Origin of the sequence: Chamaesiphon sp. VAR_48_metabat_403 (assembly GCF_031422475.1) — a bacterium.
GTDB lineage: Bacteria > Cyanobacteriota > Cyanobacteriia > Cyanobacteriales > Chamaesiphonaceae > Chamaesiphon.
This window is the reverse complement of sequence record NZ_JANPLS010000020.1, coordinates 1-23,530: the sequence shown is the minus strand read 5'-3', so window position 1 is coordinate 23,530 and position 23,530 is coordinate 1. Positions and strand designations below refer to the sequence as shown.

The following is a 23,530-nucleotide window of genomic DNA, read 5'->3' as shown; positions in this document are numbered from 1 at the left end:
CGCTTGCAACCATTTCCCGAAACTTGGCGAAATTAAATTTAAATCGAGATCGATTGTCTGTGGCTGCAATCGATCGAGCGCAATTGGGTACTCTAACTAATATCAATGGCTGCACTCAATCGCCGCACAGTAATTCTCATGCTAAACCGTGCCACTAACTGGCTAGAACATCATTGGGCAACTCCCGCTTACGCAGGGTGGTTATTAGCAATACTCACGATTTGCTTCTTTGGAGCGGCGACAAATACAATGGCTGGCTGGCTGTATGTATTGAGCGGTGTCGGCGTAGCTTTGCTCGGCGTGGGTGCTGTTTTACCTGCCCGCTCGATTAAATCGATTCAGATCGATCGCGAGGCAATCTTACCAGTTACCGCAGGTGCCGATCTCGAAATTGCCCTGATTATTCGCAATCCCACCCCCCAGATTCAAACCTTATTTCAAATTCGCGATCTGAGTAGCATTAATGGTGCAAAACCGCCGCAAACCACGATCGAAAGCGTTTTACCTCAAAATCAACATCGATGGGTATATCGACAGCCTACCGAACGGCGAGGAGTCTATCGGTGGGAAAAAGTTGCCCTGCGAAGTGGCGCACCGATTGGTCTATTTTGGTGTCAGCGATTTCGATCGGTACCCACGATCGTCTATGTTTATCCTCAAGTGCTGAACTTAGAACGATGTCCCCTCATCGATGGTGTCGGCGTGCAAGATCGACAGATCGATCGGCAGTTTTCCAATCGTCACCTCGAAGCCGCCAGTGAAGGCATTACCCGCTCTTTGCGTCCTTATCGTTATGGCGATCCGATGCGATCGATCCATTGGCGCACCAGCGCGCGCTACGGCGAATTTCAGGTGCGCGAACTCGAAATCGATCGCGGCGGGCAAGATGTGGTAATTTACCTCGATAGTAGTGCCAATTGGGAGTCAGCCGACTTCGAGCAGGCGGTAATTGCCGCTTGTACCCTGTATTTTTATGCCGACGCGCGCCTGAATGTTAAGCTCTGGACGGCAGGAACGGGGCTAATTTCTGGCGATCGACAGGTACTCGAAACCCTCGCTGCAGTCCAAACAAACGAACCATCATCCCCCATGCCTGCAAATGCGCTCGTGTGCCTCACCAACCAACCCCAACAGATCGCCACCCTTCCCCCAGGCAGTCGGTGGCTATTGTGGTCTCACAACCAATTTAAGCCCGCATCTGAAGCAGTCGGCATGACGATCGATCCCGATCGATCTTTGCAGCAGCAACTCAGTAGACTCGATACCAATAGCCGGGAATTATCCCCACTCCCGTCGCCATTAAAACAGCAAAATGAGTTGAATTAGGTTTTAGGTTTTAGGTTTTAGGTTTTAGGTTTTAGGTTTTAGGCTTTGGTACGTCCCCCCATCCCCCCGTCCCCCGTCCCCCGTCCCCCCGTCTCCCCACCCTTTTATCATGCGCCAACCTTCTGGGAGTAAAATTCTACTTACGAGTAAAGCCGATCGATTGCAACTGACAATCCCGGCACGATTTCGACCAGATCGAGTCGCAAGGCATCAACTCGGATTAGCTTTGGTTGTCAACCTGCTAGTGCTAGGATTAATCGCACTCACTATTTATATCTGGATGTTACTGGGGAGTTCCCGCACGGACGCAGGCGCAAAAGTGGGTTTGGGAGTGGCGTTGATGTTTGTATTGCCATCAACATTCTTTTTATTAAAAACTGGATTGCATTTAGCATTCGATCTGGCAGATAAATTTCTGTCCACAACACTAGTAACGATCGATCGCAAACAGCTTACTCTATCTCAGCATCTTTATGGACTCGATCGCGGTCGCCCCAAACACCTTAAAACAAACGAAATCAGTCAAATTATTATCGATCGATATCAGCACTCAGATCTCAAAACGCCTAAAATCAGCCTGATGATCGAATTGCGGCAGATCGATCCAGTCCGAATTCTCAGTACCGGACAAAACCTCACCGAACGCGAGTTAAAATGGATGGCACGAGAGGTGAGCAACTGGCTGGGTGTCAATCTCATCACCGACTCGATCGAGTTGGAGAGTTAAATGCTTGGCTGCTGGGTAAAATTGAGTTTTTAAAAACTTAACAGACGATTTTGACGATCGCCCAACTGTTTAGAGTTATAATTAGTTAAGACGTAAGAGTAACTAAACTACTCTACCTATCTGTTGATTTTGCTCTATGACTGAAGCTACTCTCACCGCAGATATTAGTATTATTAAATCTCAATTAGAAACAGAGATTGTTAAATACCAATCGGAAATTTATTTACGTCAAGCCAAAATTCATGCTCTAAATGTATTTGGTAATAACGACACCGTTCAAAACTGGCTAACAGCAAAGAACCCAGCATTAGATGGCGTTACGCCTGCTGAGTTATTAACTAGCGCGATCGGATTAGAGCGGGTCATCGATCTGGTGAATGCCATTAGACACGGTGTATACATGTGAGTAAAATCATCTGGCGAATTTGCGAAGCTACCTTTGCCGAGAGTGCGTTTAGTGGCGAAGGTGCAAGTATAGTAGGTGGGCGGTGGAATTCTAAAGGTAAACGGATGGTTTATACTGCCGCAAATCTATCTTTAGCTATTTTAGAAGTATTCGTTCATCTTAACGTACCAACTGTAGAAAGAGATTTTTTGTAGCTGTCAAAGCCGAAATTCCAGATAACATAGATGTCGAATATATAAATATCGACAGGTTGCCATCTAATTGGTATTTATCTAGTTCTAAATCTTCATTACAGGCTCTTGGCAATGAATGGATTGATTCAGGAAGAAGTTCAATCTTAGCCGTACCATCAGCAATTGTACCTCAAGAATTTAACTATCTTATCAATCCGCTTCATTCACAATTCGAGCGACTAATTATCGATCGTCCACAGCCTTTTAATTTCGACTCACGCATGTGGAAATAAACAGGATCGATGTCTATAACTCGCTCGATATCCGCTTTACCATAACCTACTTCTGTCTACGAAAATATTTCCATAAGTTAGGATATACATAGGGTAAATTGCAATATTATATATGACAGAGATCGTCACTAAGTTGGGTAACAGCCTGGGTGTGAGAATTCCTCAACCTGTAGCAAACGAGGTAGGGTTTACGGTTGGGACAGAGATAAATATTGAAGTTGTCAACAACACAATTGTAATCTCATCAGTCAAGAGAAAGTATCAACTGGAGGATTTACTGATTGGTGTTACACCTGAACTAATCGGTGGGGAATACGATTGGGGTCAACCTGCTGGTAAAGAAACATGGTAGTTACATCCGTGCCAAAGGTGATATCGTTAAGTTTTTAAAAACTCAACAGTCGGACATTTTGCTTGTATACTGAAGAATGGATTGGTTTAATCGATCCATAGATATGCAGCATTTTTTAGTTGAGTTAGCATGAGTCAAACAACAGAGGCACATTGTTCGCGAGATATAGCCTATTATTGTAATTGCTTTGCTACTCTCAACGTTAGCAAGACTAAAGAACGTGGAACGGCTAATCATCAGCCAATTTTGATTCTATCAGTACTAGAATTAATTACGCAGAAGTCGATCGTCGAAAATCGGATCTTCGTATCGACAGAGTTAATCGAGACATTTAAAAAATACTGGAGTGTTCTAGTCACTAGGTCTACTTATACGGATGCGCTACATTATCCATTCGTTCACCTGCAAAGCGGTGGATTTTGGCATGTAAAATTTAATGATGCTTATGAAGGAGAACGAATTAAGACAACTAATAAACTCAAAGAAAAAGTAGAGTATGCTTATTTAGATGACGAGCTATTCGATTTGCTCCAAGATTCTTCTACCAGACAAGTTTTAGTAGATAGTTTGGTGAATACATGGTTTGCAGATAGTAAATCAAACTTAGACAGTATTTCAGATATCGATCTAGAATTCGATCGAGTCGAACCTCTTCAGTTGCCAAACCTCGATTCTGAAATTAAAATTACTTTACGAAAATCGATTGTTAGGAATTCTTTCTTTAGAAAACTGGTCGTTCGTGAGTATGATTATCGATGTGCATTTTGTAAGTTGAGGATTATTAGAGATCCAAATCAAAATATTGTTGATGGTGCCCATATTAAACCATTCTCTGAATTCTTGGATAGTAAAATTGATAATGGGTTATCGCTATGTAAGAATCATCATTGGGAATTCGATCTAGGTTGGTTTAGTATAGATGATAACTATCGAATAATCGTTGCACAGGGTTTAGACGATGATTCGCCATATACGAGAGCAATGAAAGATTTCGATCGCGAACCGATTGCACTGCCTCATAACGAACGATATTTTCCAAGATTAGAATCATTGAAATGGCATCGAGAGAATAAATTCAAACCTTAGCTAATTAAAAGTAGATAATTATTGTGAACGATTTACAAACATCATTACCTTCGGCTCGAAGCTTAGAGCAATTAGTCGAACATATTCAAGAACTGACACGAGAGATTCAAGATCTATATTTGAGCGATAGTATTCCGTGGATTGTGGGAATTTCTTGGGGAAAAGATTCATCAACAATATTACAACTTATTTGGACTGCGATCGAAGATTTACCAGTCGAACAGCGTCACAAAAAAGTTTATGTGATGACCACCGATACATTAGTTGAGAATCCGATTGTTGCGGTTTGGGTCACTCACTCAATGAAAGTACTAAAAGCTGCGGCTCAAGAAAAGTCTATGCCTTTCGAGCCGCATCTACTTCACCCCGCAGTCAAAGATTCATTTTGGGCATGTTTGATGGGCAAAGGTTATCCAGCCCCACGACATGGTTTTCGATGGTGTACGGAGCGGATGAAAATTAAGCCTGTTAATCAATTTATTCGCGATATTCTGAGAGTATATGGCGAAACTATTATTGTTTTAGGTGTCCGTAAAAGTGAAAGTAATATTCGTGCCGCAGTTTTAAAAAAGAATGAAGTAGGCAGAGTTAGAGATAGACTCAGCCCTAATCCTAATTTAGCTAATTCTCTCATATATAGCCCGATCGAGGATTGGCGGACTGATGAGGTGTGGATGTACTTGATGCAGTTTAAAAATCCTTGGGGTGGGAATAATCAGGATCTGTTTACTTTATATCGCGGTGCGACTGCTGATAATGAATGTCCGCTAGTTGTCGATACATCTACGCCTAGTTGTGGAGATTCTCGGTTTGGTTGCTGGGTGTGTACGTTAGTGAGTAAAGACAAATCGATGGAGGCGATGATTCAGAATGATGAGGATAAAGAATGGTTGCAACCATTGTTAGATATTCGGAATGAATTAGATATTCATGACGATCGCGATAAGCGCGATTTTCGGCGGATTTATGGTAGAGTCGAACTATTCGAGCGCAAATCTAAAGAAGATAAAGAAATAACTGAAATAGTGCCGATTCCGGGGCCGTATACTAAGTTTTGGCGCGAACATTGGTTGCGGCGAGTATTAGCGGCACAGGCACAAATTCAGCAGACTGCACCGCCAGATATGCAAGATATTACCCTGATTACTGAGGAGGAATTGGGAGAAATCCGGCGGATTTGGCTGGAAGAGAAGCACGAATTCGATGATAGTTTACCTCGGATTTATGAGGAAGTGATGGGTAAGCCTTTTAAAGATACGCGGATTCAGGAAAAGAAACTATTAGGTGGGGATGAATGGTCGATTTTAGAAGAGATTTGTAGCGACGATGCCATGCATCTAGAATTGATGGCAAAATTGCTCGATACCGAACGCCAACATGCCACAAAATCGCGGCGGGGAGTTTTTGAAAACCTAGAGAAGTGTTTTGATAGTAGTTCTCGCTCTAAAGAGGAGGCGATTGCTATCGCGCATGAGAAGCGAGATTTGAAGGAGGCTGCAAGTCAGGGAAATGTGGAGAAGGTGAAGCAGTTAACCTGGGCGCAGATGAAGTTTAAGAATGATGAGGAAACCGATTTAAGTGAAAGTTAACTAGTTAACTATTCACTAATTCTAAGAAAATGCCTGAGAACTCAATGCTGTTCAGCTTAAACCCTAGAAATCCCCCCTAACCCCCCTTAAAAAGGGGGGAACTGGATCCGGAAGTCCCCCTTTTTAAGGGGGATTAGGGGGATTTAGATCTACGATGCACATCAAAAAACCTTTTCAGACATCTTCTAATAAGCGATCGAAATCGTTTCATCTACCATGATTTTCATACCTTCGCGGGCAACGATCGATCCGGGGAAAGCTTGGATCGATTGTAGCTCGATCGCGTCCATAAATTTATCGTCATGGATGGGATCGTGATGAAAAATAACTAACTTTTTCACGTTGGCAGCTTGGGCGATTTTAATGCCTTCTTGCCAAGTAGAATGTCCCCAGCCGATCTTACTAGTGCGGGGATGATAATATTCTTCGTCTGTATAAGTACAATCATAAATCAACACGTCGGCTCGATCGGCTAATGCTAAAATATGGCGATCGAGTCCAGTGCTAAAATGCTCGGTATCGGTAATATAAGCCGCCGTATAGTCTCGCCAGCTTACCCGATAACCCATCGCCCCACCGGGATGGTTTAACTCGCCAGTGGCAATGGTAACATCACCGATCTTAATGTTGTCGCCATAGTCGAGATTGTGAAACCGCAAGTTGGCTCCCATCACCTGTAATGGTACCGGAAAATTGGGCTGATTCATCTGATCGTGCAGGCGGTGTTCGATCGTCACGCCGTGCGGAATCACTCCGCCATAGATGTCAAATTCATTTCCTTCCATAAATGCGGGAGAAAAGAACGGAAATCCCTGAATGTGATCCCAATGGGAGTGCGAAAAAAATAAATGTCCGCTAACGGGAAGGTTGCCCAATAACGATTGTCCTAAGACGTGAATCCCCGTCCCCGCATCAAAAATTAGCCGATGACCGCCCACTAACATTTCCACGCAGGGCGTGTTGCCACCATACCGCACGGTAGCAGTTCCCGGACAGGCAATACTCCCCCGCACGCCCCAAAAATGAATTTTAAATAGATCTTCTAGTGTGGACATGGGTTAGCAGTGGAAATTGGAAAACGCAGGCGCAGAGAACACGCAGATTGGAACCCCACTTAACAGCTAGATTAAAACAGCCGTCAATTGTTCCAACTTAGAATTTTATGACGATAACATTAGTTATTATGCCCAAAACATCGGCAATGGAGACTAGAGTGTATAGGTAAAATCCTCGATTAATAATCCGGGTACCCAGCTCCCGCCGAGTTGACGATTGCTATAGGTATCGACATCGGGAATAAATTCGACGTTGGTTGTCAATGCCAGCAGATTATCGCCCCAACAACGGTACAGACTTTCATCAAAGCGTAAATTGGCGATCGGTGCAACGATCTCGCCCCCTTCGACCCAGAAACAGGCGTAGCGAGTCATGCCAGTGACGCGACCAGTCGGTCGATCGCTCCAATTGAGATAATGGAGATTGGATAAGTATAATCCCGTGTCTAATGTGGCTAAAATGCGATCGGGTGTTAACTCTCCCGTAGCGATTTCAGCAGAACGCAGCGATTCGCCACGATTGGCTCCGTTGGCTGGTTTCTGGTACTCTTTGGCGGTACGGGCATTGACTAGGGTATTTGCCAACCGACCGCGATCGATTAAAGTCAGATGAGCTGGGGCAATTTCGCCCAGTTCGTTAAATCTCGGTACCAACCCGCGCTGGAAATTTTCAGAAATTGTCAATTGCGGTGATAAGTATTGCTCCTCACGCTGTAATGCCCCAAAACAGCTCCGTCCTTGCTGTAAAGCTGCCTCGCTAATGCCCCCCCAAGACAACATGCTCAACAGGTCGGCAGTCGCCGCTGGAGCTAGGTAGGTGCGATATTTACCACGTTCGATCGTCTTGAGCGGTTGTTCCAGTCGGGCTAGTTGGGTTTTGGACTCGGCAATTTTAGCTTGATAAGCGGTATTATCCCAGTGACTGCCAGCGAGGGTGCCTTTGACAGCTTGCCCGGTACTGGTAAAGAGCGAATAATCTAGAGTATACGACTCGGTGGCAAACCAGTGTTTTTGACCGCTACTATCGGCGTAGCCCCGCAGTACGGTGCCAGCGGCATATAATCCGGTAAAATCGAGATTATTGACAACAGGTAATAAGCTGCCGACGACTTGGGCATCTGGTAATAGTGCGCCTGCATGGACTTCATGGCTGGTAGCATTACCTGTCGGGAGTACCAAATAAGGATCTACGGGCAATTGGGGGACTTCTGCCCGCAAGGCAGCTAGGGCGGCTAATGCTTGCGGCAGATCTAGTTCGGATTCGCCTGTAAAGGGAAATTCTACCGAGCTACTCCGCTGCTCGCAAATTAGTTTGAGTTGGAGACTACCATCGCGGACGATGCCTGTCTGGCGAACTTTGGCATGATTGAACCGGGTAAACTGACTGACTTCACCCCGCAATCGCAGTGTAAATTGTTCGTTAATGTGGAGCTTTTGAGTTAAAGCAACCAAGACTTCATCGAAACTAGCTTCTAATCGATCTATCATGGAAATTTGGATCGTAAAATGAGTGGCACACCGATCGACATTTTCTCAATTTAAGTACTAAGTCGGGTCATAGTTACTCCTAATTATATAAACATTATTTGCAATTGCTAGACAATAGAGATTTAGGTGCTAAATTAGTTATATCGAAACAGCAAGTGGCTGTCGATCGATATCTAGAGCTAGTTTAGATCTTAATCTAAAAGGAGAAAAATAAATTCTCATTTACTCGTTCGATCTTTGGTTGATACCAGCGACAATTGCAACACCAAGTACCAGCTTCAAAATCTCTACCATCTGTTAAGTTGGGAGCAATCCACTACTAGATTAGTGCAACTCCACATTTTACCAATTATAGCCGAGAGATTTATGCAAAGTTGTTTATAGAGTGTTGCTTTTGTCATGTAATAATTTTCGATCGCATTTTAGCGGCAATCGCCTGAGATTCTTGTTGGAGAAAGTCAAAGAAAGTACTTGCCAGAATCGATAGTTGCTTGTTGTCTGGATAAATAATATACCAATGTCGCTCGATCGGGAAGTGTTGAACGTCTAAGATTGTCAAGCCAGAGAGTGCGGCTTCTGGGGTAAAGGTATGCTGAGATAGTACCGAAATTCCCAACCCTACGCCAATTGCTTGTTTGATTGCTTCGTTACCGCCTAATTCCAATCGCACCTTCACCGAAACACCATGTTTGGTTAATAACTGTTCGACTGCATCCCGCGTTCCCGAACCGCGTTCGCGCATGATGAATGGTTCGTTTTGTAATTTAGAAATGGGAATATTTTTTTCCTGCGCTAGGGGATGATTTGTCGGCGCGATGACTACGAGTGGATTTTCGAGAAAGGGATGTAAAACGACATCCAATCGATCGGGTATTTTACTGATAATATATAAGTCGTCGAGATTCTCGCTGAGTCTTTCTAAAACTCGTTCGTGATTGGTAATTTCTAAGGTGACATCTACCCCCGGATACAATTGACAGAAAGGGGCAATTGCGCGCGGCATAAAATATTTAGTCGTAGTAATTGTCGCCAGTTTGAGTTTACCTTGCTTTAAACCCTGAAGATCGGTAATTTTCATCTCAAATCGAGACAGCTCATTAAAGATTTCTCGACAGGTAATTAATAATTCTTGTCCGGCATGAGTAAGATATAACTTTTTACCAATTTGCTCGAATAAAGGCACGCCAACATTCTGGGTGAGCTGCTTAATCTGCATCGACACGGTTGGTTGTGTTAGAGACAACTCCTCTGCTGCACGAGTAATACTAGTTAATCTGGCAACAGTTTCAAATACTTTGAGTTGATGGAGTGTTGATTGACGCATTTTATTCTGTTGACAGTTGATAATCGATTTGGGAGATCGCTAAAATCGATGGGAATCGTTCGGCAGCTTTGAAATTAATAATTAATTATCAAACATTGACTTGATAATCTAAACTATGCTCGTCGCCGGGTAATCCGCGAAAACCCCAATTATGGTTGGGAGTTTCAAAGATTGTAATTTCTAGATCGAGATTAGATATGCCTAACTCTTTATCGATTCGATCGAACAATAACCTAATTAGTTGTTTCTTCGCTGCGACAGTCCGACCTTCAAACATACTTAATTCAATAATTGTATAGCGATCGGTGCGCCCTGGTTCGGGGGGATAATAATAATCGCTCGGATCTAACGGAAAAAAGCGATGCGCGCGCTTGTGCGGGGGATATTGGAGCGCATCGACTACACAGCTATTAATTACATCCGAAAGTTGTGCTTTGACTGGATCGAGATGCGATCGCAATCCATAAATCTTAATTTGAGACATTGAGTGGATAGTGAATAGTAGATAGTACTTAATAAAATCCTAAATTGTAGGGTGTGTGATCCGGTAGGGTGACGCACCAATCTATCTGAGTAGTTGAGATAAAGAGAGAGAAAATTGAATAGAGATCGATTACATTCGCAATTTATCGAACATTAATAACTAGCACTTGTTCGATTTTCCCTGCCCCAGCGAACTGTTGGGTGACATTAGTATTTTTACCAGCAAAGTTGACCGAAATAGTATCTTCTAATCGTGGTGAAACTCCAGATATTTCTACTTCATAGCGTCCCGATTGCATCATCGGAGCCAAATTCAATTCTAATGAATTATTGGCGATAGTTTTTACCACTTTACCATTAATTTTAACTTGGATTCGCGCCATCCGGATCGGTACATCATTATTCGAGCCTTGAACTCGTAAAATATGCGGTTGACTCAAATCGGCTCGATCGATACTCACGGTGGTAGATTGAATTTGTCCGCCCTCTGCATTGGTGGTAATACTAACGCTACTCTGGTTGAGCGCAACTGCATTACCAGTCGAATTTGCAGCGACGATTATGGCTAAATGACCGATTAATAAAACGATTGACTGTAAAATTTTCATCAATTTTATAACCTCGATTAAGATATGATAAGCTGCAAAGCACAAAGTCCGATCGCTCTACGATTGTAGCAAAACTACTTCCTGTCGAGAAATATGATGAAGATCCGATCGTTAATCTAAAGCACTCGCCGCTGCTTCATCTAGATATAAGATTGCAGCGGGAGACTTTCGTAAAATCGAAGCCGGGCACGTCGGTGCGATTTCACCAGTTAACATGGTGTTAACGATACTGGCTTTGCGCTCTCCCATCGCCAGACAGCAAATCCGCCGCGCTTGACAAATTGTGGGGAGCGTCAGCGTGAGTGCGTATTGAGGAACTGATTCAATCCGATCGAAAAATCCGGTATTTACCTGCTGTTGCCGAGATTTATCTGCTAATTTTACCAGCTTGACTGGGTAGCGATCGTCAAAATCGGCAACTTCGGGATCGTTAAAGGCAATATGTCCCGTTTCGCCGACGCCTAAAAAGCACAGATCGATCGGCTGTGCTGATAATAACCCATAATATCGATCGCATTCGGCGATCGGTTCGGCGGTATCGCCTGCTAAATAATTAAATTTACGCACGGCTACTTTTTGCTCGACTGATTCGCGCATAAATAACCCAAAGCTGGCGGGATGCATCCCGCCAATCCCTAAATATTCATCCAAATGAAACAATGTCAGCCTCCCCCAGTCGATTTCGCCGAAGGTAGTTAAATCCTTGAGTAGTTTAATTTGAGATGCCCCAGAAGCCAAAATTGCCGCAGCAGTGGTTTGTCGCGCCATTACTTCACTCAGATAAGACTGGGTGGTTTGGACTAAATTGCTGACTAAATCTGCCTCGTCACGATAAACCTCAACCCGCAAAGCATCGACTTGGAAGGTACGTAGTGGCGTAGGCATAAGAGTTAGTTGACAGTGGCGAAAATTAGTTAGCTATTTGCAAATCGATCGTCGAGCAAATCCGCTATCGAACGATCTTAGCTTACAAGCGATCTCGATCGCGGTTAAATTTGCGGCAAATATTTAAGAGCCAGCACTTTTGTGATTTTTAGCTGGCAATTTGCGGGCAGGAAATATCGTACTGCATCGGTCGATCGAAGACAATACAGATATCTTCAAACGCCAAGTGCCAAAAGCAATCTTGAATTAAAGATTTGACAACTTGCCAAAGCTGTGGTTCTGTATGCGTGCAACCTAAAACATTCATACAAAAATCCAACATCGCCAAATCGGAAATCGCACTACCATGCATCTCGATCGTCTGTAAAATTGGTAGCGGAAACTTAGAGCCAAATTCAGTTTGCAGCACTGCTAGTAACGGATCTGTCACGGCTAATGATGTTGCTGTTGCATACATTTTTCCCTGCCGCCGCCAAAAATGCGTCCATAATATGGGCGAAAATTGGGCGCGAACTTGTTCGATAATTGGTGTAATTAGACTTGCTAAAGACAGCGGCGTGCGAGTGGTGGGAAATCCTAAATAGTCGATCGCCCGATCGGGAGTCGCAAAGAAAAACAGTGTCGGTTTGCGATATCCCGTCAGTGAATAAGCTCGATCTAATGTTTCGATCGCAATATCCCGATCGAGCGGATCTAGAGAAAAAGCGGCTTGTTGCCATCTCGATCGATAGCCTTGCAGGAGTGCATATTCTTCTGTTTTGATATCTGTAATCACGCCAATCGACCTATTGCTAATATTGACCGATCGATAGCTACAATTGCTAACAGCTATTTTACGCACGACTAGCCCCTAATTGTGGTGCTACTGCTAACCCTGCCAAAAATGCATCTTCCACTTTACGCCCACCACACCAATCGCCAGTACAAACTAGCGGTGCGGGCAGATCGATCGCTAAATATGCCTCACTCAGTGGTGATTTGGTGAAGGCATACCGCCACAGGTGGGGCGATTGCCACTGACACTCCCTGAACCATGGGAAAAATCGTTCGCTAGCCCGTTCTAACATGGCAATACTAGCTTTTGATGTATCTTCAGGATGGGGGTACTCAGCGGCGAAATTTGCCGTACTCTGGAGTACGAATGCAGGTGGGGCTGGTTGATGGCGTTTGCTACTATCTACGCCCAGCCAAGCCAAGATCGGATCGTCAATGCAAGTCACCGATTTCACCTGCGGATGAGTAGCTTCCCACTCGGCTAATCGATTAGGAGTATAGCCTGCGGCGACGGCGATCGACGGATAAAATTCGACCGATTTTAAGTCATTGAGAAATTCTACTGGCAAAATATCTGCCAGCGGCGCGAGTAAATCTACCGCCTGGGGTGCGGGAATAGCCAGAACTACTTTACGGGCAAGAATTTCAGTAGTTTCGGTACCTGCAAGTGTCAGCCGCCACAGGTTGCCATCGGGTTGAATCGCGATCGCGCGGTGGTTAAATCTAATATCTAGATCTGCGGCTAAATACTTGGCAATTTGATTCATCCCGCCAGGTGCGACATAACGCGGATAACGATCGATTTCAGGTAACATTTCGCCATTCGCACTGAAAGTATGAATGGTATCTGTCCAAGTTTCGACAATATTATCAGCAATCAGTCGATCGAATAATGCCCTAAATTCCTCACCTTTTGGAGAAACATAACACGTCCCACGATCGACACAGGTATCGAACATCCGCCGCGTCGTCAATCTCCCCCCGACTCCTCTGGATTTTTCAAAGATGGCGATATCTTTATACCCAGCAGCTTGCAGTTCGCGCGCGCACGTAATTCCCGCCATCCCCGCACCAACGATCGCAATTTCTAGAATATCAGTCATACCATTGTGGATTGTGGATTGTGGATTGCGGATTAGGAAAACCTGGCTAGATATATTGGGAAAAGGAAAAATGCTGTTATCCCTTTACCCTTTACCCTTTACCCTTTACCCTTTTCCCTTTACCCTTTACCCTTTACCCTTTACCCCCTAACCACACTAAAAAATGATAACTAGCAACTTAAATTACTTATTAACATTAGCTGCTTTAAGTTTACGTTTAAACGCGATCGCCGCGCTCCCAGCCATCAACGAACTCAACATGGTAATCGGTTCGGGAACAGCAGTCGGCGACACGGTATTAAAGGCTAACTCGCCAATCAATCGATGTCCCTCAGTCGTCGGATGAATCTCATCCCAAAACAAATTGGCATTCGGATTCGCACAAACGGTAGTAGCTGTTATACATTGAGTAGTAACATCGTTAAATCCAAAACTGCTCGGATTAGCCACAACTCGGTTAAACAAACCATTAACATCTAGTAAGTTCAAATTCACAGTCGGATTAGCTAACCTTAAATCAGCAATAGTCGCCGCCAAACCATCATTATGCGCTACGGTTAAATTACTCAAATTTGTTGCCGTAGGCCCTAGGTTGCGCGTACTGGGTAGCGCACCTAGATTAGAGAGATTAGGAATTAAAATATTCGTGGCTCCGCGTGAAATTAATACTCTAATTTCACCAGCCAAATTCGCGATCGTCTGGCCGGGATTTACGGGATTGGCTGGAGTTGGAAACAAATAGTCATTAGCTCCCCCCCAGATGACATAAAGTGCCGCAGGATCGCTAATGAGATTATCATTGACCTGTGTCTCGATGCCAACGAAGCTACTAGGAGATAGAGCTTGCCCAATATTAACCGTGCCAGTGCTAGCCCCACCGATCGCAAAATTCGTAGCGCGATTAGTAGTGGTAGGATTGCCATTAGCAGGAATCCCCAAGCTAGCTGCCAGGTATTCGACCCAGATCGGCCCATTAGAAAATCTGCCATCTCCATTTGTATAAGCTGGGAATTTGAATTCAGGAGGAAGAGTACTTGTAGCGTCGGCTGCTCGTCCGAGATCGGAAAGACTATCGCCATAGACAACTAATTGACGAAAGGTAGCGGCGATCGCTTTAATCGGAATTAGAGTAGAACTCAGAACTAAGCCACTAATAATTAAAAATCTTTTCATTTGGGTTGCTTAAAATAGGTAGATTGCTACTATGGCGATCGACGATAATACCAATATTCTGAGTCCTAACTACACATATTTGCGTGTGCGGACAGCGATTGTCTTTGCCAGCTAGTGTAGTTCTTAGTTCTGTGATTTAGTATTACGTACTGCCATTATAGATTAATAGTACCCATTCACAACTCGGATCTCGCATTTTCCCAAACGATCGTTACGGCTACATCCTCACCGTTGCCTATTTGGCTCGATTGATTCCAATCAATATCGCAAATACATCAAAGCTAGATTGCGATGGAGCTATCAATCTCTAAAAGGGTTTGATGTCGATCTAATCCCCGCAGAGACCGAAAAAAAAGAGAAGAGGCATAATTTCCTCTTCTCTTAGAATTAACTTATGGGTTATGTTATCCCGTAAGGATAATGCACCCCAAACCAATCTATGGTTTGTGAACGATGAAGCTCAATACTTGGCACTGTTTAATGTTGTCGAAACCAACAACCCGCACGTAGCAATGACCGTATTCGCTTCGGCAAGCACGTACTTCAGCTAAAATTTCGTTAGTAGTAGTAGCGTTAAACAAAGGCAACTTCCAGAGAGTCCAGAAATGCTGAGTAGGCTCGGATTCTTTACTGAATTCAACACCAGGAATATATCCTTGATCGAGCATATATTGAAGCTGCTTGACAATTTGAGCATCGCTCAAAGGAGGCAAGTAGGAAAAAGTCTCGAAGCGACGTTCAAATGATAAGGTCTGCATTTCTCTTGGCTTTACGGCTAAATATAGTTGAGATGTAGGGTGCGTCTTGACAACTTGCAGTTACTCAGGTTACTCGGACGAGGGTTCTAGATTGCTGTTTGGCTCGATAATGGATAGCTGCGAGAGCTTCTCTAGCTGTTGCTTGCGATGCTGACTATTTTTGTGCTTAATATCGTGAAGTACCATCTCTGGCAAATCGTCCATAATTTCTTCGACTAAATGCTCCCTCACCGCCATTACGCGGAAGGCTAACTCTTGGTGTTCTGCCAAGAGTGCGAGTAAATAGACTTCGCCATCTTGAACGATTTTCCGACCGGAGAAACTGCGAAACCACAGTGCCAACGGCGGATTTGTTTCAGTCAATTGAGCCAGAACGGTCTGCACTGCTTGATAAGTCAAGTAGCTAGAGATGACTTTGGTCGTAGCTTTGGCAACTTGTTTGCGATCCATTCCCGAAATTAATGAAGTGTGAATAGGGATTTGTTAACAAGTATTTATTACTACTTACTGTCTTGAAAAGGTGCTTTACTTGGGCTTCACCTTTGGACGGGGAACCCGTCCAAAGAGGTGAGACAAGACAGGGGAAACCCCTGTTTCCGCACTTTTCGCTATCCACTATCCACTATTCACTATCCACTAATTTTACAGAGTATCCATTGCTTCAAATTCGATCTCTTTCCAGAGTTCGAGTGCAACGATTACTTCTAGAGGTAGTCTAAAGAGTATCCATTGCTTCAAATTCAAATTTGATCTCTTTCCAGAGTTCGAGTGCAACGGCTAGTTCTGGAGACCATTTACCAGCTTCACGGAGGATATCGCCACCTTCGCGCATGAGGTTACGACCTTCGTTACGAGCTTGAATACAAGCTTCGAGTGCGACGCGGTTAGCCATTGCACCAGGAGCGTTACCCCATGGGTGACCAGCAGTACCACCACCGAACTGGAGGCAAGAATCGTCGCCGAAGATCTCGACTAGTGCGGGCATGTGCCATACGTGGATACCACCGGAAGCAACAGGCATAACACCGGGCATAGAAGCCCAATCTTGAGTGAAGAAAATACCACGCGAGCGATCTTCTTCGATGTAGTTTTCACGCATGAGGTCTACAAAACCCATGGTGATGCCTTTTTCGCCTTCGAGTTTACCTACAACGGTACCGGAGTGAAGGTGATCTCCACCGGACATCCGCAAGCATTTCGCCAGAACGCGGAAGTGGATACCATGATTTTTTTGACGATCGACAACTGCGTGCATTGCACGGTGAATGTGCAGTAACAGACCGTTCGCACGACAGAATTTAGCCAAGCTGGTGTTAGCAGTAAAACCAGCGGTAAAGAAGTCGTGCATGATGATGGGCGTGCCGATGTCTTTAGCAAACTGGGCGCGTTCCATCATTTCTTCGCAGGTAGGCGCAGTCACGTTGAGGTAGTGACCTTTAATTTCGCCAGTTTCTGCTTGAGCTTTTTCGATAGCTTCTTGAACGAACAAGAACCGATCGCGCCAACGCATAAAGGGTTGGGAGTTAATGTTTTCGTCGTCTTTGGTTAAGTCTAGACCGCCGCGCAGTACTTCATAAACTGCCCGACCGTAGTTTTTAGCAGACAGACCGAGTTTTGGTTTGATCGTACAACCCAATAACGGACGACCATATTTATTTAATTTATCGCGCTCTACGGTGATCCCGTGAGGCGGCCCTTGGAAGGTTTTGAGGTAAGCAACAGGAATACGTAAATCTTCTAAACGTAATGCACGTAGAGCTTTGAAACCAAATACGTTACCTACTAATGAGGTAAGCATGTTGGTGACGGAACCTTCTTCAAATAAATCTAAAGGATAGGCAATAAAGCAAAAATATTGATTGTCTTCACCTTGAACTGGTTCGATGTGATAACAACGACCTTTGTACCGATCGAGATCGGTCAGCAAGTCAGTCCAAACCGTCGTCCAGGTACCTGTGGAAGACTCAGCGGCTACAGCAGCACCAGCTTCTTCTGCGGGAACTCCAGGTTGGGGAGTCATCCGAAAAGCTGCGAGTAAGTCTGTATCTTTGGGAGTATAGTCTGGCGTGTAATAAGTTAGACGGTAGTCTTGTACTCCAGCCTTGTACCCAGTTTTTGCCTGAGTTTGAGTTTGCGCGTAAGCCATAAATTTCCTAACCTTCAGGAACCAGTTGACGTTTCTTGTTAAAAACAACTATATCAGCAAGTGTAATAGTTTTGGTTCCGATCTTTTGACGATCGTCATAAGACTATTTTATATGAGTACCATTGAGGGGGATCTATACAACCGTAACGGTTGTGGCACGCAAAAAAGGCAGCTAAACATCGAGTCTAACTGCCCGGGGGAGCGAATTGTAAAATATTATTTCTTGTTAACCTACCGCAATACTTTCAGCGTACTTCACGAGCATACTAACTACCCAGCTTTCTTGGGAGCGAGTATCATCATCATGTTACGTCCCTCTTTCTTGGGATATTGCTGAACTTCTGCAATATCTTTGAGATCTTCTGCCATCTTTTTGAGCACTTTTTCGGCGAGATCGCTATGTTGGATCTCCCGACCGCGAAAGGTAATAGTTGCTTTGACTTTATCGCCAGATTTGATAAATCGATTGGCTTGACTGACCCGTACTTGGTAGTCATGTTCCTCGATCGTGTAGCGCATTTTGACTTCTTTGAGTTCGGCAGTATGTTGCTTCTTCTTCGCTTCGCGAGCTTTCTTTTCTAGCTCGAATTTATACTTACCGTAGTCCATAATTCGGCACACGGGCGGGTCGGCTTTGTCGCTAACCAGGACTAAATCGAGTCCGTTTTCATCAGCCATCCCTTGCGCTTCTTGAGGCGTAAGAATGCCTAATTGTTCGCCATCGGTGCCGATTACGCGAATTTGAGGAAACCGGATGCGTTCGTTAATTTGAGGAAGATCGCGGGTGCGTCTTTTCTCGATGATGGGTGATTTAATAGGAATGGGAGTTTCTGGTGGGTAGGTGGTATGGTTATCCTCAGTTACAGCTAAGTGTAAAATCGGTCTAAACTAAAAAAATATTAGCTTTTTCAGTTTGATAACACTATTTTACCTAGATTCTTAGGGATCGGGTCTAAAATTTAATATTTTTTAAGCTTAAAGTGACCTTTTCAAGGTACAAGGGATTGACAGACGAGATCGGAGGTTGTATTTTGCGAACTTGGCATCAAAATGTCGGCAATCAGCGCGATTGGGTGTGGCGGGGCTGGCAAACTCGGTATACTTATCAACGCAGCAAGGAGCGGGTCGATCGCGATCCGCCAATTTTGTTGATCCATGGCTTTGGTGCATCGATCGGGCATTGGCAGCATAATTTACCCGTGTTGGCAGCAGATCGGACTGTCTACGGACTCGATCTCGTCGGCTGGGGCGGCTCGCGTAAGCCTAATATCGGCTACGATATTGACTTGTGGGTCGATCAGGTCTACGATTTTTGGCAGACCTTTGTGGGTCGTCCGATCCTGTTAGTCGGTAATTCGATCGGTTCTTTAGTGGCATTAGTCGCCGCCGCCAGACACCCACAAATGGCCGCCAGTTTGGTGATGGTCAGCTTACCAGATCTTTCTGCCGAACAGGAATTAATTCCCCGATCGCTCCAACCGCTGGTAGATGGCATCAAACGCGCCATTTTTAACCCGCCATTACTACATGGCTTATTTAGGGTCGTCAGCCGCCCCAAAGTCGCCAAAAAATGGGCGCAAATTGCTTATGCTAATCCCGATCGCGTCACCGACGAACTGCTCGATATCTTTTTGACACCAGCTCAGGAATTAGAAGCCCCCGCGGCATTTGTAAAAATTATGCAGGGAATGACTAGTAGCAATTTTTCGCCCAATATTCGCAAGCTGCTCCCGCAGATGCAGATTCCGATGCTATTGCTGTGGGGATGTGAAGATCGGATGATTCCGCCAGAAACAGCAAACGTGTTACTCAAGTTGAACCCGTTACTAGAATTGGTCAAGCTCGAAGGAGCCGGACACTGCGCTCACGATGAGATTCCCACTGTGGTCAATCAGGCAATTCAGCTCTGGATCGATACTCTAGCCAATGGATCGTTTCGACTCACCGCTGGGGTAGAGTCACAATCGGCACCAAATTTACACAGTGACGATTCGCCTTATGCTCTACCCCTGGGAGATATTTCTTAACCGATCGTTACTTGGTCGATACTGACATCGGTGGTACCAGAAACACCACTAGCTAACTCGACCATCCGATCGAGAATTTCTTGGCTGGGAACGGAACCTTTTAAAACCACAGTACCACTGGTTTGGGCGACCCAGAGAGTTTCGACATCTGTAACTGATGCATCGTCATCAAAGGCGATCGCGACACGTTTTGCCAAACCGCTTTGGTCGTATTCACCATTAACTCCCAAGCGTTCTGGAGCGATGTCTCCACCAGTTTCAGGATCTGTCTCAGCAGGGGCGGGATTGACTTCAGCATTGGCTGGTTTTTCCATACCGAAAATCTTTTTGAAGAAACCCATAATTGCAATACTCCATCTAAAAAACAAATCCTCACCATTATGGGGTCTATTTTCGACCGCCGCCACAGATGATTACAATTTTTTTAAGATTGTGACAATCGGGAATTGTGAGACAATATAACGCTGTGGCTAAATAGTAGCTAATAGTTAGGTTTTAGGTTTTAGTGAATAGTGGATAGTGAATAATAAATTTTGGACGCTTGCGTCCTTTTGTCTTCCAGTTTCCCAGTCTCCTAGTCTCCCAGTCTCCCAGTCTCCCAGTCCCCTAATTTAAGTGCGATGAAACATACTTTATCTGTTTTGGTTGAAGATGAAGCCGGAGTTTTGACTCGGATTGCGGGGTTATTTGCCCGCAGGGGCTTTAATATCGAAAGTCTGGCAGTCGGCCCCGCCGAACAAGAAGGTCGCTCGCGGGTGACGATGGTAGTCAATGGCGACGAGCGGGCGATCGAACAACTGACCAAACAGTTATACAAATTAGTGAATATTCTCAAAGTTTTAGATATTACCGATATTCCTTGTGTCGAACGCGAATTGATGCTGCTGAAAGTGAATGCCAGCAGTACTCATCGATCGGAAATTATCGAACTAGCACACATTTTTAGAGCGCGGGTGGTAGATGCCGCTGAAGATGCTCTCACCCTAGAAGTCGTTGGCGATCCTGGTAAAATTGTCGCGATCGTCCAAGTCTTACAAAAATTCGGGATCAGAGAAATTGCCCGCACTGGTAAAGTCGCCCTCTCCAGGGAATCGAAGGTTAATACCGAGTCGCTAAAATTGTAAAGAGAGGGGGGAGCGGGGAGCGGGAAGTTCGGAGATAGGAGTTCGGAGATGGGTTTTAGGTTTTAGGTTTTAGGTTTGAGGTTTTGGAACTGCGTTCTTTGATTTTTCGCATCCCACACTCCCCACACTTCCCACACTTGCCCCGCTCCCCTCTCCCCGCCCATCAAAGACCGATCGTGGTATAATTATAAAATAAAGATTAAGATTATAAGTGTCTAGACTTTGAGAGCAGGCGATTCTCGGAACGAGAGGCTAAGCCAACGATGTTGTGAAGCGATCGTGGGTAATTCGAGCGTAAAAATCTAGCCCAGTGCGAGTATCACGAGTGAGTGTAAATTATTTTGTCTGGTTCTCTGACGATTGCAGTTTTAGCTGACTCTACGGATATCGCTCCGTTATTGGGTCGATATTTGGATGCAGATCGTTATGCCCTGCAATATTTTACCGATCGAGGGGAGTTTTTAGACTATGTGGAAATATCTAAACACGAACTAGATTGCGTGGTCTTTTATTCCCAAGCACAACTGCTCCCAGCGATTAATTATCTCTATGAGCGGGGGCTGATCTTGCCTGTGGTCATCGTCCATCGCTTGATTCCGCCGAACGCTCAAACTCCTATTCATACAGCACTCACAAATTTACCTGCCTCTAGTAGCTATATTTATCAGCCATCTGAAGTAATTTTGGCAGTAACCGAATTAGCTGGAATTGGGGGAGCAATCGATAAAGCTATTGCCAAGTTTATGAACTTGACTCCCATCGTGCCAACATCTGAGGATTCCGAACCTGCCCAAACTCGAACTCACATCAAGATTCCCGAACCCAACTTTTTGCTCCAGCAACAAAGCCGTCTGGCAGACAAACTCAGTGAGCGGTTGGGATATTTAGCAGTTTACTATAAGCGGAACTCCCAGCAATTTTTTCGACATCTCGATCGACAGCACAAGCAAGAGCTATTGGCTGGATTCAAGTCGCAATATCGCAAAATCGTCATCGAATATTTTGCCGACAGTCGGCAGATCGATGATAAAATCGACGAGTTTGTCAATGAGATTTTTTTCCGCGATCTGGCGGTTTCCGAGATTGTCAAGATTCACATGGAATTGATGGAAGAGTTCTCAGACCAGTTAAAATTGGAAGGACGCAGCGAGGAAATTTTGCTCGAATACCGCCTGACGCTGATTGATGTCATCGCGCACTTATGTGAGATGTACCGTCGATCGGTACCGCGAGAGCTGTAACAGTTCGATTTGTTAGCAACTGTTTTGGGTCGTGCTGAGCCTTGAGATGAGCGGGCGTTCGAGTTTCGCTGTTTACTCTGTGCTAGAAATCGCCCTCATGCGAGAATTGGTGCAAGATGTGAGTAGCCACAGTTGCCGATCGATGCGATTATTGTGATGGAGATTGTCGGTCGCGACTGGAAAGCAATTCTTGGGACTCCAGATTCGATGGGAGGAATCGAGTGTAGATCGTCTTTGTTTAATAATTCGATCGTCTCTTGCAAGTAACTGAGTTAAATATTTCACAACCGATAATTAATAATTTGACTTATGCCTCCATTAATGAAAACTTATGTGTTGAAGCTATATGTAGCGGGAAACACACCCAATTCGGTCAGAGCACTGCGAACTCTAAAGAATATATTAGAAGAAGAGTTTAAAGGCGTATATGCGCTTAAAGTAATTGATGTCCTCAAAAATCCGCAATTAGCAGAAGAAGACAAAATTCTGGCAACACCGACACTTTCCAAAGTGTTACCGCCACCAGTCCGAAAAATTATTGGCGATTTATCCGATCGCGAAAAAGTATTAATCGGATTAGATCTGTTGTATGAAGAACTATCCGAGCGAGATGGCGATTTTTAGCTTGGTGAACTTCAGCCGTTATCGACAGCAGACCGCCTCTGACAAGCTACGCGAACGCTCGATTACCTCCGGTAGGCTATGCCAACGAGTTGAATTAGTTATTTAGTTAGAAATTTTTCAGATCTCAGCAATGACCAGTACGAATCAATTAGCAGAATCACCGATTAATCCCTTAGGCGTGCAAAAAATTCACACCATGATCGAAGGGTTCGATGACATTTCTCATGGTGGATTACCCATTGGCAGGACGACGATCCTCAGCGGCACATCGGGAACTGGCAAAACTATGTTAGCCGTCCAATTTGTTTACAACGGAATTCACTACTTTGACGAGCCTGGAATCTTTGTAACGTTCGAGGAATCACCTGCTGATATTATCAAAAATGCCCATAGTTTTGGTTGGGATCTCCAACAATCGATCGATGATGGGAAGTTATTTATTCTCGATGCCTCTCCAGATCCCGAAGGACAAGAAGTAGTCGGCAGTTTCGATTTGTCTGCCTTAATCGAGCGGATTCAGTATGCTTTTGTTAAGTATAAAGCCAAGCGGGTATCGATCGATTCGGTAACAGCAATTTTCCAACAATACGACGCAGCCTCGGTAGTGCGGCGCGAGATTTTTCGGCTGGTAGCCAGACTCAAACAAATGGGTGCGACCACCATTATGACCACCGAGCGCGTCGAAGAATACGGCCCAGTGGCGCGATTTGGTGTCGAAGAATTTGTCTCGGATAACGTGGCGATCGTCCGGAATGTACTAGAAGG

28 protein-coding genes are annotated in these 23,530 nt (G+C 44.7%); 14 read left to right on the top strand and 14 right to left on the bottom strand.

Annotated elements, in window-relative coordinates; genetic code table 11:
• The first annotated feature begins 138 nt into the window (after window positions 1-138).
• The 8 genes from RMO79_RS01175 (at window position 139) to dndC (ending at window position 5,952) form a co-directional block, all read left to right on the top strand.
• Window positions 139-1,326, top strand: a complete 1,188-nt coding sequence (locus tag RMO79_RS01175; protein WP_310481215.1) for a DUF58 domain-containing protein — start codon at window positions 139-141, stop codon at window positions 1,324-1,326.
• Window positions 1,327-1,435: 109 nt separating this feature from the next.
• Window positions 1,436-2,053 carry a hypothetical protein gene (locus RMO79_RS01170; protein WP_310481214.1) on the top strand — a complete coding sequence of 206 codons (618 nt, stop codon included), beginning with the start codon at window positions 1,436-1,438 and terminating at the stop codon, window positions 2,051-2,053.
• 136 nt (window positions 2,054-2,189) lie between these two features.
• Entirely contained in the window at window positions 2,190-2,459 is a 270-nt protein-coding gene (locus tag RMO79_RS01165; protein ID WP_310481213.1) for an MbcA/ParS/Xre antitoxin family protein, read from the top strand.
• Window positions 2,456-2,653 carry an RES family NAD+ phosphorylase gene (locus tag RMO79_RS01160; RefSeq protein WP_310481212.1) on the top strand — a complete coding sequence of 66 codons (198 nt, stop codon included), beginning with the start codon at window positions 2,456-2,458 and terminating at the stop codon, window positions 2,651-2,653. Before RMO79_RS01165 ends, RMO79_RS01160 begins: the two co-directional genes overlap by 4 nt.
• A 14-nt stretch (window positions 2,654-2,667) precedes the next feature.
• A complete protein-coding gene (locus RMO79_RS01155) occupies window positions 2,668-2,925 on the top strand; it encodes an RES family NAD+ phosphorylase (protein WP_396136489.1) in 258 nt (85 codons plus the stop codon).
• Window positions 2,926-3,037: 112 nt separating this feature from the next.
• Complete coding sequence (locus tag RMO79_RS01150) at window positions 3,038-3,277, top strand: AbrB/MazE/SpoVT family DNA-binding domain-containing protein (RefSeq protein ID WP_310481210.1); 240 nt, start codon at window positions 3,038-3,040, stop codon at window positions 3,275-3,277.
• A 129-nt stretch (window positions 3,278-3,406) separates the two neighbouring features.
• The gene (locus tag RMO79_RS01145) at window positions 3,407-4,363 is read left to right on the top strand and encodes an HNH endonuclease (protein WP_310481209.1); all 957 of its coding nucleotides are present in this window, start codon (window positions 3,407-3,409) and stop codon (window positions 4,361-4,363) included.
• 23 nt (window positions 4,364-4,386) lie between these two features.
• Window positions 4,387-5,952, top strand: coding sequence for a DNA phosphorothioation system sulfurtransferase DndC (gene dndC / locus RMO79_RS01140; protein ID WP_310481208.1), 1,566 nt, complete (start codon window positions 4,387-4,389; stop codon window positions 5,950-5,952).
• A 185-nt stretch (window positions 5,953-6,137) separates the two neighbouring features.
• Here the strand turns inward: dndC and RMO79_RS01135 are convergent, their stop codons facing one another.
• From RMO79_RS01135 to infC, 13 genes are all read right to left on the bottom strand, one after another.
• Window positions 6,138-7,007: an MBL fold metallo-hydrolase gene (locus tag RMO79_RS01135; RefSeq protein WP_310481207.1), complete on the bottom strand. Its 870-nt coding sequence runs from the start codon at window positions 7,005-7,007 to the stop codon at window positions 6,138-6,140.
• A 153-nt stretch (window positions 7,008-7,160) separates the two neighbouring features.
• On the bottom strand, window positions 7,161-8,495 hold the full coding sequence (locus tag RMO79_RS01130) for a metallopeptidase TldD-related protein (RefSeq protein WP_310481206.1): 1,335 nt from the start codon (window positions 8,493-8,495) through the stop codon (window positions 7,161-7,163).
• A gap of 397 nt (window positions 8,496-8,892) precedes the next feature.
• Entirely contained in the window at window positions 8,893-9,819 is a 927-nt protein-coding gene (locus RMO79_RS01125) for a LysR substrate-binding domain-containing protein (RefSeq protein WP_310481205.1), read from the bottom strand.
• An 88-nt stretch (window positions 9,820-9,907) separates the two neighbouring features.
• Window positions 9,908-10,303, bottom strand: a complete 396-nt coding sequence (locus RMO79_RS01120) for a tautomerase family protein (protein ID WP_310481204.1) — start codon at window positions 10,301-10,303, stop codon at window positions 9,908-9,910.
• Window positions 10,304-10,445: 142 nt separating this feature from the next.
• Window positions 10,446-10,910, bottom strand: coding sequence for a hypothetical protein (locus tag RMO79_RS01115; RefSeq protein WP_310481203.1), 465 nt, complete (start codon window positions 10,908-10,910; stop codon window positions 10,446-10,448).
• 111 nt (window positions 10,911-11,021) lie between these two features.
• Window positions 11,022-11,795: a glucosamine-6-phosphate deaminase gene (locus tag RMO79_RS01110; protein ID WP_310481202.1), complete on the bottom strand. Its 774-nt coding sequence runs from the start codon at window positions 11,793-11,795 to the stop codon at window positions 11,022-11,024.
• 148 nt (window positions 11,796-11,943) lie between these two features.
• Window positions 11,944-12,570, bottom strand: a complete 627-nt coding sequence (locus RMO79_RS01105; protein ID WP_310481201.1) for a hypothetical protein — start codon at window positions 12,568-12,570, stop codon at window positions 11,944-11,946.
• A gap of 58 nt (window positions 12,571-12,628) precedes the next feature.
• Window positions 12,629-13,672 (bottom strand): FAD-dependent oxidoreductase, encoded by a 1,044-nt coding sequence (locus RMO79_RS01100; protein WP_310481200.1) that lies wholly within the window; start codon window positions 13,670-13,672, stop codon window positions 12,629-12,631.
• A 183-nt stretch (window positions 13,673-13,855) separates the two neighbouring features.
• Window positions 13,856-14,845 (bottom strand): SGNH/GDSL hydrolase family protein, encoded by a 990-nt coding sequence (locus tag RMO79_RS01095; RefSeq protein WP_310481199.1) that lies wholly within the window; start codon window positions 14,843-14,845, stop codon window positions 13,856-13,858.
• Between the two features lie 437 nt (window positions 14,846-15,282).
• A complete protein-coding gene (locus RMO79_RS01090) occupies window positions 15,283-15,603 on the bottom strand; it encodes a ribulose bisphosphate carboxylase small subunit (protein WP_310481198.1) in 321 nt (106 codons plus the stop codon).
• Window positions 15,604-15,672: 69 nt separating this feature from the next.
• Window positions 15,673-16,053: a chaperonin family protein RbcX gene (locus RMO79_RS01085; protein ID WP_310481197.1), complete on the bottom strand. Its 381-nt coding sequence runs from the start codon at window positions 16,051-16,053 to the stop codon at window positions 15,673-15,675.
• Window positions 16,054-16,318: 265 nt separating this feature from the next.
• Window positions 16,319-17,749 carry a form I ribulose bisphosphate carboxylase large subunit gene (locus RMO79_RS01080; protein ID WP_310481195.1) on the bottom strand — a complete coding sequence of 477 codons (1,431 nt, stop codon included), beginning with the start codon at window positions 17,747-17,749 and terminating at the stop codon, window positions 16,319-16,321.
• A 270-nt stretch (window positions 17,750-18,019) separates the two neighbouring features.
• Entirely contained in the window at window positions 18,020-18,565 is a 546-nt protein-coding gene (infC, locus tag RMO79_RS01075; RefSeq protein WP_396136488.1) for a translation initiation factor IF-3, read from the bottom strand.
• Window positions 18,566-18,729: 164 nt separating this feature from the next.
• On the opposite strand from infC, the gene RMO79_RS01070 reads away from it, so the two are divergent.
• Entirely contained in the window at window positions 18,730-19,776 is a 1,047-nt protein-coding gene (locus tag RMO79_RS01070; RefSeq protein WP_310481194.1) for an alpha/beta fold hydrolase, read from the top strand.
• Here RMO79_RS01070 and RMO79_RS01065 read toward each other — a convergent pair.
• Complete coding sequence (locus tag RMO79_RS01065) at window positions 19,773-20,117, bottom strand: BON domain-containing protein (protein ID WP_396136487.1); 345 nt, start codon at window positions 20,115-20,117, stop codon at window positions 19,773-19,775. The two genes, RMO79_RS01070 and RMO79_RS01065, sit on opposite strands and share 4 nt — an antisense overlap.
• A gap of 279 nt (window positions 20,118-20,396) precedes the next feature.
• On the opposite strand from RMO79_RS01065, the gene ilvN reads away from it, so the two are divergent.
• From ilvN to RMO79_RS01040, 5 genes are all read left to right on the top strand, one after another.
• Window positions 20,397-20,900 (top strand): acetolactate synthase small subunit, encoded by a 504-nt coding sequence (ilvN, locus tag RMO79_RS01060; protein ID WP_310481192.1) that lies wholly within the window; start codon window positions 20,397-20,399, stop codon window positions 20,898-20,900.
• Between the two features lie 341 nt (window positions 20,901-21,241).
• Window positions 21,242-22,141, top strand: a complete 900-nt coding sequence (locus RMO79_RS01055) for a circadian clock protein KaiA (RefSeq protein WP_310481191.1) — start codon at window positions 21,242-21,244, stop codon at window positions 22,139-22,141.
• Window positions 22,142-22,450: 309 nt separating this feature from the next.
• Window positions 22,451-22,765, top strand: a complete 315-nt coding sequence (gene kaiB / locus RMO79_RS01050; RefSeq protein WP_295617934.1) for a circadian clock protein KaiB — start codon at window positions 22,451-22,453, stop codon at window positions 22,763-22,765.
• Window positions 22,731-22,871, top strand: coding sequence for a hypothetical protein (locus RMO79_RS01045; RefSeq protein WP_310481217.1), 141 nt, complete (start codon window positions 22,731-22,733; stop codon window positions 22,869-22,871). Before kaiB ends, RMO79_RS01045 begins: the two co-directional genes overlap by 35 nt.
• 24 nt (window positions 22,872-22,895) lie before the next feature.
• Window positions 22,896-23,530, top strand: a 635-nt coding sequence (locus tag RMO79_RS01040) for an ATPase domain-containing protein (RefSeq protein WP_310481190.1), incomplete at its 3' end; no start/stop codon positions are given.